The organism is Ensifer sp. ENS07, from assembly GCF_014852185.1.
In the GTDB taxonomy this organism is placed as follows: domain Bacteria; phylum Pseudomonadota; class Alphaproteobacteria; order Rhizobiales; family Rhizobiaceae; genus Ensifer; species Ensifer adhaerens.
The window spans coordinates 1-14,688 of the sequence record NZ_JACVBE010000006.1; the positions used below are offsets into that span (position 1 = coordinate 1).

General features: G+C 58.6%; 13 protein-coding genes and 2 pseudogenes. 5 read left to right on the forward strand and 10 right to left on the reverse strand.

The features are described 5' to 3' along the window. Nucleotides 1-1,125: IS21 family transposase (gene istA, locus IB277_RS19250; protein WP_192371338.1), on the reverse strand; the 1,125-nt coding region annotated here is incomplete at its 3' end. Nucleotides 1,126-1,506: 381 nt separating this feature from the next. On the opposite strand from istA, the gene IB277_RS19255 reads away from it, so the two are divergent. After that, nucleotides 1,507-1,689 (forward strand): hypothetical protein, encoded by a 183-nt coding sequence (locus tag IB277_RS19255; protein WP_192371339.1) that lies wholly within the window; start codon nucleotides 1,507-1,509, stop codon nucleotides 1,687-1,689. Between the two features lie 3 nt (nucleotides 1,690-1,692). On the opposite strand, the pseudogene IB277_RS19265 reads toward IB277_RS19255, so the two are convergent. The 4 genes and pseudogenes from IB277_RS19265 to IB277_RS19275 all read right to left on the reverse strand — a co-directional run. Next, nucleotides 1,693-2,130: pseudogene (locus IB277_RS19265) on the reverse strand (hypothetical protein); the annotation flags it as partial. Nucleotides 2,131-2,134: 4 nt separating this feature from the next. After that, nucleotides 2,135-2,224: pseudogene (locus IB277_RS38085) on the reverse strand (plasmid partitioning protein); the annotation flags it as partial. Between the two features lie 7 nt (nucleotides 2,225-2,231). Beyond that, the gene (locus IB277_RS19270; RefSeq protein WP_029742947.1) at nucleotides 2,232-2,408 is read right to left on the reverse strand and encodes a hypothetical protein; all 177 of its coding nucleotides are present in this window, start codon (nucleotides 2,406-2,408) and stop codon (nucleotides 2,232-2,234) included. Nucleotides 2,409-2,699: 291 nt separating this feature from the next. After that, a complete protein-coding gene (locus tag IB277_RS19275) occupies nucleotides 2,700-3,011 on the reverse strand; it encodes a DUF736 domain-containing protein (protein WP_192371340.1) in 312 nt (103 codons plus the stop codon). 452 nt (nucleotides 3,012-3,463) lie between these two features. On the opposite strand from IB277_RS19275, the gene IB277_RS19280 reads away from it, so the two are divergent. Beyond that, the gene (locus IB277_RS19280) at nucleotides 3,464-3,667 is read left to right on the forward strand and encodes a hypothetical protein (RefSeq protein WP_192371341.1); all 204 of its coding nucleotides are present in this window, start codon (nucleotides 3,464-3,466) and stop codon (nucleotides 3,665-3,667) included. Nucleotides 3,668-3,884: 217 nt separating this feature from the next. On the opposite strand, the gene IB277_RS19285 is transcribed toward IB277_RS19280, so the two are convergent. Beyond that, a complete protein-coding gene (locus tag IB277_RS19285) occupies nucleotides 3,885-4,736 on the reverse strand; it encodes a DUF932 domain-containing protein (RefSeq protein ID WP_192371342.1) in 852 nt (283 codons plus the stop codon). A 968-nt stretch (nucleotides 4,737-5,704) separates the two neighbouring features. Here IB277_RS19285 and repA point away from each other — a divergent pair. From repA to repC, 3 genes are all read left to right on the forward strand, one after another. Then, entirely contained in the window at nucleotides 5,705-6,928 is a 1,224-nt protein-coding gene (gene repA / locus IB277_RS19290) for a plasmid partitioning protein RepA (protein WP_034796864.1), read from the forward strand. Beyond that, the gene (gene repB, locus IB277_RS19295; protein ID WP_192371343.1) at nucleotides 6,925-7,941 is read left to right on the forward strand and encodes a plasmid partitioning protein RepB; all 1,017 of its coding nucleotides are present in this window, start codon (nucleotides 6,925-6,927) and stop codon (nucleotides 7,939-7,941) included. Before repA ends, repB begins: the two co-directional genes overlap by 4 nt. 212 nt (nucleotides 7,942-8,153) lie before the next feature. Beyond that, complete coding sequence (gene repC / locus IB277_RS19300) at nucleotides 8,154-9,368, forward strand: plasmid replication protein RepC (RefSeq protein WP_192371344.1); 1,215 nt, start codon at nucleotides 8,154-8,156, stop codon at nucleotides 9,366-9,368. 1,791 nt (nucleotides 9,369-11,159) lie between these two features. On the opposite strand, the gene IB277_RS38675 is transcribed toward repC, so the two are convergent. From IB277_RS38675 to IB277_RS19310, 4 genes are all read right to left on the reverse strand, one after another. Then, on the reverse strand, nucleotides 11,160-11,342 hold the full coding sequence (locus IB277_RS38675) for a PAS domain S-box protein (protein ID WP_256436329.1): 183 nt from the start codon (nucleotides 11,340-11,342) through the stop codon (nucleotides 11,160-11,162). Continuing rightward, a complete protein-coding gene (locus tag IB277_RS38680; protein ID WP_371813626.1) occupies nucleotides 11,339-11,533 on the reverse strand; it encodes a PAS domain S-box protein in 195 nt (64 codons plus the stop codon). The genes IB277_RS38675 and IB277_RS38680 overlap by 4 nt, the downstream gene beginning before the upstream one ends. Before the next feature lie 348 nt (nucleotides 11,534-11,881). Further along, complete coding sequence (locus IB277_RS38095; RefSeq protein ID WP_246812752.1) at nucleotides 11,882-12,352, reverse strand: hypothetical protein; 471 nt, start codon at nucleotides 12,350-12,352, stop codon at nucleotides 11,882-11,884. A 480-nt stretch (nucleotides 12,353-12,832) separates the two neighbouring features. Then, entirely contained in the window at nucleotides 12,833-13,747 is a 915-nt protein-coding gene (locus IB277_RS19310) for a recombinase family protein (RefSeq protein ID WP_192371345.1), read from the reverse strand. Nucleotides 13,748-14,688 lie beyond the last annotated feature (941 nt).

Genomic DNA, 14,688 nt, shown 5'->3' on the forward strand with positions numbered 1-14,688 from the left:
CGGTTTGTCGTGGCTGCGCTCAATGACCCGCGCATGTTCGCATAGGATATTGCCCTCGGCCGCAACGACCAGCCGCTCAGGGTAAATCCGCAGGCTGACGGGCCGGTTCGCAAAGGATGCAGGCACACTGTAGCGGTTCCGTTCGAAGGTAATGAGGCATGTCGGTGAGACGCGTTTGCTTTGCTCGACGAAGCCGTCAAAAGCGCTAGGCAACGCCATCAACGCGGCCTGCTCTGCGACCCAAATGTCGGCGATCGTGCCAGGCAAGGTGCCGTGCGATGTCTCCCGCCACAGGTTCTGGCAATGCTGTTCCAGCCAGGCATTCAATGCCGCCAAATCTGGGAAGTCCGGCATCTGTTGCCACAGCCGTGGACGGGCATCCTGGACGTTCTTCTCGACCTGACCCTTCTCCCAGCCTGCCGCCGGATTGCAGAACTCGGGTTCGAAGACGTAGTGGTTCGTCATCGCCAGGAAGCGGATGTTGACCTGCCGCTCCTTGCCCCGTCCCACGCGATCGACCGCCGTCTTCATGTTGTCATAGATGCCGCGACCAGGCACGCCGCCGAACACCCGGAAGCCGTGCCAGTGGGCATCGAACAGCATCTCATGCGTCTGCAGTAAGTAGGCTCTGAGCAGAAAAGCACGGCTGTGCGACAGCTTGATGTGCGCGACCTGAAGCTTCACGCGCTCTCCGCCTATGACGGCATAGTCCTCGCTCCAATCGAACTGGAATGCCTCACCTGGGCGGAAAGACAGCGGAACGAATATGCCGCGGCCCGTCGTCTGCTGCTCACGCTGCCGATCAGCCCGCCAATCACGGGCGAAAGCGGCCACCCGGCCATAAGAGCCGGCAAAGCCAAGAGCCACCAGATCGGCGTGAACCTGCTTCAACGTTCGACGCTGCTTGCGCGACTTCCCGGCCTCGGTCTTCAGCCAGCCGGCCAGTTTATCGGCAAAAGGATCGAGCTTGCTTGGTCGCTCTGGTATCGCGAACTTCGGTTCGATCGTGCCAGCGCTCAAGTACTTCGCGATCGTGTTGCGCGACAATCCGGTTCGTCGGCTGATCTCGCGAACCGACAGCTTCTCGCGCAGTGCCATCCGACGGATGATGTTTAAAAGTCCCATGTGGATCACTCCGTTGCCCCCGTCGCTCACCGCGTTGAGGGGAAGGTTCACATGGCTCAATTCTCAATGGAAATTATGCGCCTAACCGGCTCAGTTCCGCGCGGAAACCAACACGGCAAGACGATCGAGGCGAAGCCGGTCTCCGGTCAGACATGCCTCATCGAGCCCGCAGATGGGTTGCCGGAAACTCTGACGTGAAGGGATATGGCAAAGGCGTGTCGCAGCGCTCGCCGGTGCACAAACGGCACCCGTCGCCTTGACCCACCATGGCCTTTGTCAACCCGCATCAATCGGGGCATCCGCTTCCGCCTCAATGTGCCCGTTTGCCCGACATACCCGGTGGGATATCGTTGCTCTCGCTTGTCGCAGCCTGGAGGATCAATGCGTCAGCAGACCAAGCCGTTCATCGTCGAACGCAAACCGTCCGGCAAACCCAAACCCGATGCCGAGAGGCCATCGATCTGGGAAAGGCTGGACGCTGACATCATCGCACAAGGTCTCAAGGAGCCGTTGGATACGGATCACGCGGCCGCCACCGGTGGTGACGGCCGCGCTCAAGCATGAACATCATGCCGCTGCCTTCACTTCCGCCTCTGGCTGCAACGAATGCAGGAAGCTGACGGCGCGCTGCGCGTGAGCCGCCGCCTGGAAAATCGCCCGTTTGTCGTTGGCCACTGCGCCCTCCGCTGCCATTTTGAGCGCGTGGGACTGGACCTCCATGTCGGCCGCGAACTCCCGCTTGCGTTGGGCGCTGTCATAGCCAACCGGGCCATCGAGTCCTCGTCGCGGGCATCGTTGGACGCCTTGGCGGTGGCGTCGCGGCTCGGTCACGGCGCGGGAGTAGAACTGTCCGGCGCCGTGCGCCGATCCGACAAAGGTCCCGACGATGCGCTACAGATGGATCTGCATGGCCTACTAGCCCAGGCCTTCGGAGAGGCACTCGGAAGTGTAGATCATCAACCGTTCATGAAGGCTGCGGATCCCATCGCTGTCGACGACAGCTGTGCTGGACGGACGCCTCCGCGCAAGAACCTTCCAGCGCCTGGCGCGACAGGCATAACAAGAACTCCTCCGAACCCGTGTTCGGCAGAAATTCGTCGGGAGGCTCAATGAGCCGCAAAGGGATAGAGCTCGTGGATGACCTCAAGGTCATCGCCAGCGTCGATCTCGTCAGAGGGAAGGACGCCGTATTCGCCGTCGACTTCGAAGACGGTGACCGGGACCATCAGGTCGCGGGAAAGCTGGAACGCGTGGGCCTGTGCAAGAGAAAGGTCGTGCGACATATGGAAGGCTCCATCTCAGGAGCGGGCCAATTCCCGATCGACGGCGTCCTGGCTCAGGGCGGGATCTCTTCGTCTGCCGGTCATTTCATGCTGCGCTTCAGATCGAAAACTGGATCATAGCGGTCGAATTTCGACCGCGAAATTGCAGGATTCATCAATGGACCAACAACGCCAGGAAGCAGCGCGCATTCCTGATTTCGGCCCGCGTTGCATAATCTACTGTTCGATGGTCATTGTCGGCTCCCGGCCTTGGAAGACGGGCCCCGCCTGGCGGCGGGGCCCTGCTGCTTGTTAGTCCCGGTTCGGGCGCGACCAGATCAGCTGGTAGCCATCTTCACCTTCGACCCCCGCAAGTGTCGCGTAGATCGGAGCAGGAAAGCTGGGATCATCGAGTTTCACCGAGAGGTAGTCTTTACCGGTCTGCTCGGAGCTTTTCTGCCAGGCCGCCCCGAACTCGACGTTGCCGGCATAGATGCGGAAGTGGGGGCCCTTGTCGGAGGGAGAATCGATCCGGGCGATGCGAGCCTTGACGTTGAGGGCCAGGGTGCGGATCGAGCCGTTGAAGCCATTTTCAGTGGAGGTGAAAGTGCCGATGGTTGCCATGTCGAAGTTCCTTTCTTTTGTTTCGGGCCGCGCCCTTCGCGGCCTCGATGGCTGTCGATAGGACCGGGAACGATCGGACCGCACCCATTGGGCCGCAATGAAATGGAGGACGGCAAGGGACACTTTTGTTGGTTGGCGGGGAATGGCGGCCTGAGCCGCCAGGGGCGAGAAAAGTGCGCCTGCCGTTGCAGGCGGACGATCGAGGCGTCAGCCGTTTTCCGGTCAGACACGCCCCATCGAGCCCGCGTAGGGAGCGGCCCAAGGCACGGAAGAAACATCTCCATGGCAACGAAGCAGGCCAGCACCGATCAAAACGTTCGGCGGTCGTCCACTGCCGGCGAATGGCGCCGGAACCGACTTTCGCCGTTGCTGTCTCCATCCTCGATCAAGGCCCAGCTGCCAATCCCGTCGCGCGCGATTCTTTTGATCGCGACCCGCCCAGTGGAGGAGACATGCGCCAGCAGACAAGACCGTTCGTCGTTGAAATCAAGCCGTCCAGAAAACCACAGAACAAGGCGCAAAAGGCGTCGATCTGGGGAAAGATGGAGCTGCGCGTGACCGACGAACCAATTGCAGCCACCTCGGCAGAACAGGGCCCGTCCGCGGCGACCGATGTCGTCGCTCAACGTCAGAGCGAGCGCCCTTCAGTTGCCTGATGGATGCCCTGGCGCTGTCCCAATCCAAAATTGCTGAACATCCAGCGCTCGACCGACCAGGCAAATTGTCCAGGTCGACGCGAGCGTCCTTCGCGCTGGCGTCTTCCGGGTGGGCAGGGGAGTTTGAGGGGCGGGGCTTTGGGGCGCCCCTCAAGGCACGCGATCGCCTCGCGTCCAGATGGATACCGGACGCGAGGAGATCGATCGGCCGAGAAGGTCAGCGGCGGAGCAATGCGGCCATTCTCTCACCAATGAGCCAAAGAGCCTTGTTGAGCTTGATGTCCTGATCGATGCCGTTGATCGGTCGTGACGTCGATCGGCGCGCTCTGCTGAATTCATCACGCCTTACACCACGCAATCCGCCTTTGACGCTGTTCTCCTGAACGACATTCCACACGGTCCAAAGGTCTTCTGCCCGGTCCTCGATGCGGCGTGGCACCAGCAATTGCTCCGGTTTGATCGGGTTCGTCACCGCCCCTTCGGTGTCGCCAAAACGAACGAGATGTGCAGCCTCGGCCAGGACTTCCCTTGCCTCACGCCCCACTCTTAAGCCTGACCAGTCCTGCGGCGCCGCCAGAGTGCGCTCCGCCTCCCCAAGGACGCGATAGGTGCCCTCGATCACCTTGCCTTGAACATCGCCGGAGTGTCGGACTTTGATCGCGTCGATCGTTCCCGTTTGCGCAACGAGCGAGTTGAGGCAGCACACGCGGAAAAGCCCTGCGAGCAATTCGTATGCACTCGTTCCGTCATTTGCATTCTTGAGCAGGATTTCGCAGACGGTATCGCCGACGTGATAGATATTGCCATCATCGAGACGGCGAAGCCGGATGAGGTGCTTTGTAAAATTCGCCTTTCCTTCGGTGCGGCTAACCGATTGGCGCGCTCCGACCGGCATGAACCCCTCCTTTGCAAGAGCGCGCAAAATCTCGATTGTCGGGATCGGCTTGAAGCGCTCGGAGCGGCTCTCGTGCGCTGAGGTGGCAAATATCGAAGGTGCAAAGCCACGCATCTCGTCCTCGGTGAGAGCTCGACCGGTGTCAAATCGGGCAGTTTTGGCGTAGATGCTCACTGTCATTTCTCCTTTTCCCTTGGACCGCGAAGCAGGGCCGCGTCCTGCTTCCCGGGGCCGCGCGAGCGGTGGGGACGGAGGGGAAAACAGTCTTTGCGGGGAACCGCCTGCACGAAAGCGCAAGCGAAGGAAGGTGGGCGAAAGACTGTTTAGGGGAGAGAAGGGGCAAAGACCCTCGGCCCCCTCGACCGATCGGGGTCGATCGGTCAACCAACAATGAAGCGTATCGGAGCTTTCAGCATAGCGCCGCTTCAGCGGGAAAGCGGGAATTCGCGTCACGCGAAGGGCGGGAAAAGGGCCGCCGCAGGAGCTTTAACATAGTGGCCCGAAGGGAAAGCGGGACCGACTGCCCCCGACCGTAGCGTTCCACCTATCAGGCACGTGAAGCCCTCGCGTTGGCAGCGCACTCTCGAGCATTCACGCGTGCGGGCAAAATGCTTCCTTTGACGCGCGTTACTGAAACTCGGGGACAATAGCTGCGTCCGACCAAGCACGGACGAACGTCGGAGAAGGCTAGGACTGGAAACCGTTCGAGGGTGAAAACGCTCTCGAGACTTCGTTGCATTTAGTCCAGGGGATGAGGTTCGGCGGGGAAGATCGTCTCTCCCGATCCGGCAATCACATGCACAGACACAGACACAGACACAGGCTGTAGGCAGCTTGCGTTGATAATTCCTGTCGCATTGCCGACACTGATTCGGGTGACAGGGGGACAACGCAACGGTGATTGTCCTGCAACTGACGGCGTCGAGCTTAACAAATGTGTGCGCAATTTCAGCCGCTGGGAGCGTTGCGTTTGGGAAAAACACACGCGATTCCAACGAGTAACGCGAGTTTGGTCACCGAGTCGTCACAATCGACGTTAAAGCTTTGTTAACCCTATAATTCTGGACGGTTCAGGAGAATCGTGTTCTATCTCTTGGCGGATAATGGCCGTCAAACCGGTCTTTGACCGCCAAGAGGGAAAAATGGCGATAGCTCAACGCGCAGAAAATGACGTTCAACTCAAGGAAGACGCAGCCGCAAAGATCTTGCGGCACGCCGGTCTTTTGTCGAACCAGCTGCAGCAACTGCGGACACGGATGTACCCGCCGAGGTCGGAAAAGGCCTTGAGGTCGTTTCTGACGAACGAAGTCTCGAAGCTGACGTCCATACCGGATTCGACCCTGAAGCTGATGTCATCGGAAGGGCGCGGGCCGACGCCGGGCCGCCTTGAGAACAACCATCGCGTCTACACGCTCGCACAAATCAACGAACTGCGAGAGCTGTTTGCCAAGCAGAAGCCTGCCGAAGCACTCCGCTTCCTGCCTCGCCGCCGACCGGGTGAGCACCTCCAGGTGCTGGCGATCGCGAACTTCAAGGGCGGCAGTGCCAAGACCACCACGTGTGTTCATCTGGCGCATTACCTTGCCCTCCATGGCTATCGCGTCCTCACACTCGATCTTGACCCCCAGGCATCGCTGTCTGCAATGTTCGGTGCGCAGCCGGAAATCGATGTCGGTGCGAACGAAACGATCTACGCAGCGCTTCGCTACGATGACGCCGAGCGGCGACCGATCAAGGACATCATTCGCAAAACCTATTTCGATGGCGTCGATCTCGTTCCGGGCAACCTTGAAGTCATGGAATACGAGCACGAAACGCCTCGTGTTCTGGCAAACAAGTCGAGCTCCGGCGCGATCTTTTTCGAACGCCTGAAGCTTGCCTTGGCAGACGTCGAACAGGACTACGACGTCGTCATCCTGGACACCCCGCCCTCCCTTGGCTTCTTGACCTTAAGCGCGATCTATGCGGCAACCAGTATGGTCATCACCGTCCATCCTGCGATGCTGGACGTGGCATCCATGAGCCAGTTCTTGCTGATGATGGGCGATCTGATCAGCGTCTTGAATGAAAGCGGCGCCCAGCTCGACCAGGATTTCATTCGATATCTCGTGACACGGCATGACCCGAACGATGCGCCGCAATCGCAGGTCGTTGCGATGTTGCGACATATGTTCGGGACAGACGTCCTCTTGCCGACCGCCATCGAAAGCACGGCCGTCGAAGCCGCGGGCCTCGCCAAGCGCTCGATTTACGAGCTCGAAATGGGCCAGATTGGTCGTGACACCCATAAGCGCGCCCGTGAAGCCGTCGATTCGGTCAACGAGGCCATTATCCGCCTTATCAACGATAGCTGGGGGCGGACATGAGCAAGTCATCTCGCAAATCAATTGTCGCGAGCTTCGGTCTGCTGTCGCAAGAACTGGAGAACAAGCTCGCGGACGATCCGCAACCTGCGCCACCAGCCCCGTCGCCGCGCGTCGGGGCTGGCGTTGTCGGCGCAGCGCATCGCGCGATCGATGACATCAGGGCTGAGCGGGACCGTTTGAAGGCAATCGTCGAAGCCGGCGGCGGAACGGTCCTTGAGCTCGATCCCGCCCTGATCGATCCTTCCCCCTACCCGGACCGATTGTCGGATGACGACGGTAGCGATTTCGAGACGTTCAAACGCTCGATCGAGGCCGAGGGGCAAAAGGTACCCATCCAGGTTCGGCAGCATCCCTCGTCTGCAGGGCGCTACCAGATTGTCTACGGTCACCGGCGTTGGCGTGCTGCCAAGGAACTTCTGCGGAACGTTCGCGCGCTTGAGGTCGACATCTCCGATCTCGATCTCGTCGTCGCACAAGGCATCGAGAACGCGAGCCGGCAAGATCTGACCTGGATTGAGCGCACATTGTTTGCATCGCGGATGGATGACGCCGGCATCAAAGCCCGCAACATCTATGCGGCACTGTCGATTGCGGACGCAGAGCTTGCTCGAATGCGCGGCGTTTATCGAACGATCCCGGCAGACGTGATCGAAGCGATTGGACGTGCCCCCAAAGTGGGTCGGCCGCGCTGGATAGAGTTTGCAAGAACGATAGCAAGCGATCCTGGATCGCTTGCGGTGGTGCGGAAGGTGCTCTCGCATGCACGTGAAGGCGGCTCCCTATCGGATCAACGCTTCCAGCGTGCTTTCGAGGCAATAAAGCCCTCGAGCCCTGCGCGGGAGGACAGTCGTGAACTTCTGGACCATGCAGGATCGAAGCTCGGCTCTTGGAAGATTTCGACCAAGGAGCTTCGGATTTCTGCAGATGGCCCGCTCGGTCAGGACTTCGTGAAGTTCGTCGGCGACGAATTGCCGGCTCTCATCGAACGCTTCTCGCGTGAGCGTCAAAGCTAGACGTTATAGACAAGCTGTCAGCTGGTCTATTCGACAAGGAAAATACGGAAAGGAATACCGCAAAAGAAAAAGGCCCCCTTAACGTTGCCGTCGTGGAAGCCTCTCTCATATCTGGACAATCTGAGAATCGCATTTCCACGAATCCCAGTCAAGAGTTTTTGGCACCGAATTGGGTGAGCGGACATCTTTTGCCTTCTGAAGGGTGAAGGAAGATGCAAAGTGGAAGTGTGACGACGCCTTTTGGGCGGCGGCCGATGACGCTTGCGCTGTTAAAGCGACAAAAAGCGTCGATCGAGATCCGTCCGAACAAATCGGCCGACAAATGGAAAGTGTTCCGGGATGCCTGTGAAGCCAGGGCGCATCTTGGACTACAGGATCGTGCTCTTGCCGTCCTTGGCGCGCTTTTGAGCTTCTATCCTGAGACTTATCTCCGACAGGGAGAGTCTCTCATCGTTTTTCCGTCGAATGCCCAACTGTCGGTGCGTGCGCACGGTATTGCCGGCGCGACGCTGCGGCGGCACCTGGCAGCGCTTGTTGAAGCCGGACTGATCAATCGCAAAGACAGTGCAAACGGGAAGCGCTACGCCCGCAAGGACAGGGCTGGCGACGTTCAGGATGCTTTCGGTTTCGATCTTTCCCCACTTCTCGCCCGATCGGAGGAACTTGCGCAGTTGGCGCAGCAGGTGGCGGCCGAGCACGCCTTGCTTCGGAAAACCAAAGAAGCGCTCACGATCCGTAGACGCGACGCCCGCAAGCTCATCTCTGCAGCAATTGAAGAAGGTGCGAGCGGCGACTGGAGAAAGATCGAAGGTATTTATCAGGCTCTCGTTGCCCGGATACCGCGATCCCCAACCATCCACGACCTGACACCGATCCTCGACGAGATGGAACTGCTTTGCTCGGAGATCGTCAATCAGTTGGATATTTTGGATAATTCGGAAAGTTTGAGCAGCAATGATGCTCAAAATGAGCGCCACATACAGAATTCACATACCGAATCCTTAAATGAACTTGAACCTGGCTCTGGAGAGGTGCTGGAGGCAAAATCCGAACCAGCAAGGCGGGTGGTGAGAGAGCCGATCAAGGCTTTTCCGCTCAGCATGGTCATGCGGGCCTGCCCCGAAATCGCACTGTACGGCCAGGATGGAGCCATATCGAACTGGCGTGACCTGATGTCCGCTGCCGTTGTGGTGCGTTCGATGTTGGGAGTGAGCCCGAACGCCTATCAGGACGCTTGCGAGGAAATGGGGCCTGAAAATGCGGCCGTTGCGGTTGCTTGTATCCTTGAGCGGGCAGGACACATCAATTCGGCCGGAGGTTACCTGCGCGACCTGACGACAAAGGCACGGCGCGGCGAATTCTCTCTCGGCCCAATGCTGATGGCTTTGTTGAGGGCAAATGGAGGCTCGGAGCGGCGCGTTGGATAGACCCCGGCCTACCATCTCTCTCGATGTAGATCGAGATCGGTCCGCAAAACGAGGCTGATCTCTCGGAAATGGAAACGCACCTGATGACGAGAAACGGCTTCTCCCTGGGTTGGTGGGCCCGATCTTAAAAGGGCGGCAATTCCAACCTGGTGAGATCAGCGTCTGTCACTCAAATGGCTCGTTCGACCATTGGAGATTGCGGGGTTCACGCTTATGGCGGCTGTTCGTGCCTGAGGAGAAAAGTGTGGCTTCATTGGTCATTCGCCCCGCATTCCCTTTCACTGAGCTGGCTATCGATCCCATGTGTCCAGAATGTCGATACACAGATCGCGAGTATCCGCTGAACAGAAACCCGGTCGCGCTTCTTTCGGTGACGGGTTTCGTATGAGCAACGGCCGGGACAATGAAATGTCGCTACGGTTGACGGCAGGGCGGAGGCGTGAGGAGGTTTAGGATTGCGGGCAATCCGCGGCCGGCGTTCATGGACGTGTTCTTCTCGCAGATTGTTCCGTTGCACGGCGTGATGCACTCCATTGCGGTGCCGTCTGTGACCGATGTCGTGGATGAAGTGGGCCCCGGTTGGCGGGTTGATCAGACTGCCCGATGAGAAACCCTGACAGCTGTCAGGGTTTTTGGATAGCGAGCCTCCCAAACATGACGAAGGAGCCGTCCGCATAGTGCCTCAGACAGCAAGCACGGGGGCGATCGACTAATCCGCTCCCCTGCACGGTCTGCAGGGAGATTTCCATCAAACCCTGACAGCTGTCAGGGTTTTCGATTCTACGGTTCCTTGGTTTGAACTGGGCACTTGGAGCCTAGTTGTGACCACGTCTCTGGCGACCCACTCGGCGCGTTGTGCAGTCTCTAACCGGACACGTCGGCGTAAATGGGAACGATCGTCTGCCACTTTTGCCGAACAGCAGCCCGCCGCTGAGATCGCGACCGCTTAATGGATTTCTTTCGGCACGAGCGACCAGGGAACAACTGTGTGCGTACGCGGGCCCAAAGGCATTGGGGCACGCCGGTGACGAGGGCGCTGATCACGGCGTCGTGCAGCTTCTGGAAAGGCTGCCTGAACCTATAGCTGGCTACTTGCCAAGTGGCGATGACACCCGCGCTGAGTGAAAACGAAAAGGTCCGCTCGGCCACTATTGTGATCGCGCACCCCAATCGACTCTCATGGCAGGAAATCCACCCCCAGGTTTCTAGCTCAATGCAATTTTGGCTGCTGATCCCATTCGCTTGAGAAGATTGGCATCGGCCTCGCATACGACGCCCTTTAGGTCATAGGTCATTTTGACCGTGCCATTGAGCTCGGCGGGAGACTGGCTCTCAATGGGCGAGGATAGATAATCGCTGTGGTTCGGCGGAGCCACCGGGGGGCTGCGGTTTCCTCTCATCGCATGACCCATTCGCGGGAGACCCGGTCCCAACTTGTACTGCCCAAGCGATCGAGACGCGGCCCTGTAACGCAAGTGCGCCGTACTTGGCTGCATTCGTGGCGAGTTCATGAGGCGCCAGACAGATCGACACGACTGCCCTTGGAGAGACCTGGATTAAAGCGTCGGTGATCGCAAATCGGTCCCGAAAATAGCGTTAAATCGACTGTTCGACGATCGCCCGTAGTTCAGCCTGCTCCCATGTCCCGTCGGTCATGGAGCTCATGAGCGCGTGGCATGGAAGACAGCCGCGCCTCGAATGAGCGCACGTCCACCGCATCTATTTAGCCGTGGCCAAGCGTTTGGTGCGAGATCGCAAGGACGGTCGCAAAACGGCTCTTCACCCGATGGTTCAGTTCACCGACGAGGACGCTCCGTAGGCGTTCTGCGTCTTTTCGGTCGAGATGTCATGCGCACGTTTCAATGCGCCGACGATCACGCCATTGACGTCACAGATCGGTGAGACGCTGAGGAGGACATCGACGCTTCGACCGTCCTTGTGGAGCCTTGCCTTTTCGTAGGGCTCGACCTTCAGGCCGGCGCTGAGTTGGGCAAGATTGCAGGCTCCTCACCCTGGCGGTCCTCAGGAACCGATACCAGGACGGATCGGCCTATGACCTCATCAGCCGTATATCCGTAGAGCGGTTCGACGCCAATGTTCCAACGCGTGATTTTCACGCCAAGGTCAATGCCAAGGACGGCATCGTTGGACGAAACGATGATCACGGCCAGGCGACGCTCGACGTCCTGCGCGCGCTTGCGTTCGGTAATGTCGACGATGATGGCGGACGCTTACTGGAAACCGCCATCTTTGTTGCCAAGCGCCAAAACCGAGCTCGCCAGATAGGCCAACGTGCATCTTTTCGCAGAAGGCGGCTCTCCATCTCAAAACTCTGGCCGCGTTCAGCCATCGTTTTAAAGAGCCGGTCTGCCTCTGCGATGTCTCCGGATACTCAGATATCCCATTCGCATCGATAACAGCTCGCTTTCGCTATAGACGAGGATCTCACAGAAGCGGTTGTCGACGAGGAGAAAGCGGCCCGTGAGGTCTGTTTGAACGATCCCTGCGGCGGACTACGAAAAAATCGCCCTCAGTCGCTCTGGGCTCACCTGCAATGCACTCTCGAACATCACCCGATCCGTTGTTTCTTTGACGACGCAAAGGACCCCGCGAACGCGGCGCTCTTCGTCGCGGACGGGCGAATAGGAGAGATCGCTCCAGAGTTCACCCCAGTTTTCTCGAGCAGGACGGCCAAATGCGCGAGGGTGCTCACCGATGGTGGGTACATAGGCTTCGTCGTAAAGGGCGACGAATTCTTCGCCCCAAAACAGCGCGATCTTGGCCTGCGCCGGCAGTAGAATATCCATTGCAGCGCTTAGACGGTTTGGCCAATGCTCCCTGGGGCCGAGAGGGCTTGCCTGCCAGTGGTAGGTTTCGATTGGGTGCTCAATTGCCCCAGCTGCAGTAAAATCGATGCTGGTCTTCAGGGCCAAACGATCTGTGCGTGCAATTAAAACTTTTGAGACGGTCGGGTCATCAAGCAAAGTGAGCGAACCTGCTGGGCACTATGATTACGTTTCGGATCACATTCGCGCTTGGAACGGCATGGTACGTACCCCGTGCTTGCGTGTTGGAACGGAGGTGGGCCTGTTCGTGAACCAACGATCATTCATCAGAATGCGGGTTTACCCGGATAACAAACGAACACCTGCGCTGCCATGGCCGTCGGCTCTCTCAGGCATTGTTGTAGCGGCGGCCGTTACCTCTCTGGGCGGGCCTGACGTTGTCCTTGTATCACCGGACGGAACCGGGAGGGGAGGGGAGAGAACTGCCGCGGCGCGGACCCTTGCGAGGGGCTCGGGCTCCTCTGTAAATTCGGCATCGCGCAGGCCGTCCCCTCGATCACTGGCGGCCACGGAAGCACGGCGGGTTCGGCGCAGTGAGTCTGTCACGTCAGCCAAGAGGTCGCCGTCGCAGACATTCCACAGGCAGTATGCCGGCTATGGCGCCTGATAGAATCTGCCTCAGCGGCGGATGAGGCCGAACCGGTGGGCCTCGTCCAGCAAGTCTCGGACGGAGGAGGTGAGCCATTTTCTGGTGCCTCCCTTCGGCCGCTCTCCCAGTTTGTCCAGTTCCGCGGCAATTTCGCGAAGCGACAGGTCGGGATCGGCGATCGCGATCGCCGCCACCAGCTGCATTAAATGGTCTTCGGGGGCGCGACGCGGGGATCGGGCGAGGAGATCATCTTCCGCGAGCTTTGCGCGGACCATGCGATGCACGGCGCGACGAAGGCGTTCGACGGTCCAGTCCTGGCCACGTCGGTTGAGAACGCGAACGACGTTATCCCAGCTATGCTGAGGTCGGAGTTGCCGGACCATCGGAAACCACGCCTGTGAAGACGCGATCAGCTCATCGAGATAGAGTTTCTCTCGCGCCTTTGAAACCGCCGCAATCGCCTCTGGTCTCCGTTCTCGAAGGCCCGGGTTTCCAGGCAGCCTGCCCCGAGCCTTTGCGGCCTTGATGCCCGCTTTGGTTCGCTCGGCGTTCAGCGAACGCTCGAGCTTTTCGACGGCATCGAGGACCGTAAGGGAAAACATGCCTTGCGGAGTTGAGGTATCGATCGGATCGTGGATTGACCGAAAGTGCACCCCGCGATGTTCAAGATCCCGGACTACTTGCAGCAAATGGCTTACCGATCTGGCCAGGCGATCGAGACGGACGACGACGAGCACGTCTCCCGAGGTGAGCTCGCCCAGCAATTTGGTCAAGACAGGCCGAGCGCGCGAAACGCCGGCGCCATGCTCCTGATAGATCCGATCGCAGCCGGCGCCCCGCAGCTCGTCCAGCTGGGTATCGCCAGCCTGGTCATCCGACGACATGCGGGCGTAACCGATTAGCCTCTGCAGAGGTTGGACATCAGCTGTTTGTTGCTTCGCCATCGCGCCTTCGAACCGTCGCTTGATTGAGGATGAGAAAGTGCGTGAGAAACAGGTAAGTTGCAAGCGTGTTTTATGGTCGAGATTGGAGGCCATCAGACGCAAAATGGAAGGGAACGTGGTCGGCTGATCGTAAGCGATAGCAAAAGCGCTCCAGCGGGCCTCTGTGGGCGAAATCGCGCTAACTGGCACGTCCAAACGAGATCGCAAGGCGTCGTAACTCTTTGGAAGGAGAATCTGGAGAATAAGGTGAGGCGGATAGCACTCACACTGGACCCGCCCTTTCGGTCAGTCCATTCTAGCTCGCAGGTGATTCTCCCTGTGCTGATCCGGGGACCCGAGTCTTTGCGTTCTCGGAGCCATCACTATCCACACCTGATACCTATCGATAGTGATGGCATGCAAAACTTGCCGTCTGGATGACGGAAATATGTGGTTAATTGGCTTCCGTTTGTGAAATTAAAGGTGTTAATGCAATTGGTTAATGATCGGCTAAGGCGGTCAAGTGCGGCTCAATGCTGGTACCGGCTGTGGTTTGTGGCTTTTACCTTGCGATTTCAGTTGAAGCGCTAAGCTGAAATTTTCGTCTGACCTAACGACTTCAAGCCGAGCAGGGGGAATCCTGCAAATCCTAGATGCCTTGGGATGATCGGAAAACGACGTTATGGTTCGAGCCGCGCGGGCACGCCCGAGCTCCAGAATTAACGCTTATCGATTATCGCTGCTCGCAAAGTGCCTAAGTTGCCGTTGATGTTCGATATTGCTATGGCCTGGCAAAAAGTGGCTCGCTGAAATCGTTAGCGGAAAGCCGTTTAGCGTCTCAAACGGACATATGACAATTTTCGGTTTGAAACGGTAAAGCAAAACCCACATTGAGTGGCCACTTAGAGAACGCGGGTGGTGAAGTTCGCTTATGCCCATCATCGAATGCAAAACGCGGAAAT

Excerpts from the sequence above, each read along its gene's own strand:
- IB277_RS19255 (WP_192371339.1), top strand. The coding sequence starts at position 1,507 with ATGCGTCAGCAGACCAAGCCGTTCATCGTCGAACGCAAACCGTCCGGC.
- IB277_RS19270 (WP_029742947.1), bottom strand. The coding sequence starts at position 2,408 with ATGTCGCACGACCTTTCTCTTGCACAGGCCCACGCGTTCCAGCTTTCC.
- IB277_RS19275 (WP_192371340.1), bottom strand. The coding sequence starts at position 3,011 with ATGGCAACCATCGGCACTTTCACCTCCACTGAAAATGGCTTCAACGGC.
- IB277_RS19280 (WP_192371341.1), top strand. The coding sequence starts at position 3,464 with ATGCGCCAGCAGACAAGACCGTTCGTCGTTGAAATCAAGCCGTCCAGA.
- repA (WP_034796864.1), top strand. The coding sequence starts at position 5,705 with ATGGCGATAGCTCAACGCGCAGAAAATGACGTTCAACTCAAGGAAGAC.
- repB (WP_192371343.1), top strand. The coding sequence starts at position 6,925 with ATGAGCAAGTCATCTCGCAAATCAATTGTCGCGAGCTTCGGTCTGCTG.
- repC (WP_192371344.1), top strand. The coding sequence starts at position 8,154 with ATGCAAAGTGGAAGTGTGACGACGCCTTTTGGGCGGCGGCCGATGACG.
- IB277_RS19310 (WP_192371345.1), bottom strand. The coding sequence starts at position 13,747 with ATGGCGAAGCAACAAACAGCTGATGTCCAACCTCTGCAGAGGCTAATC.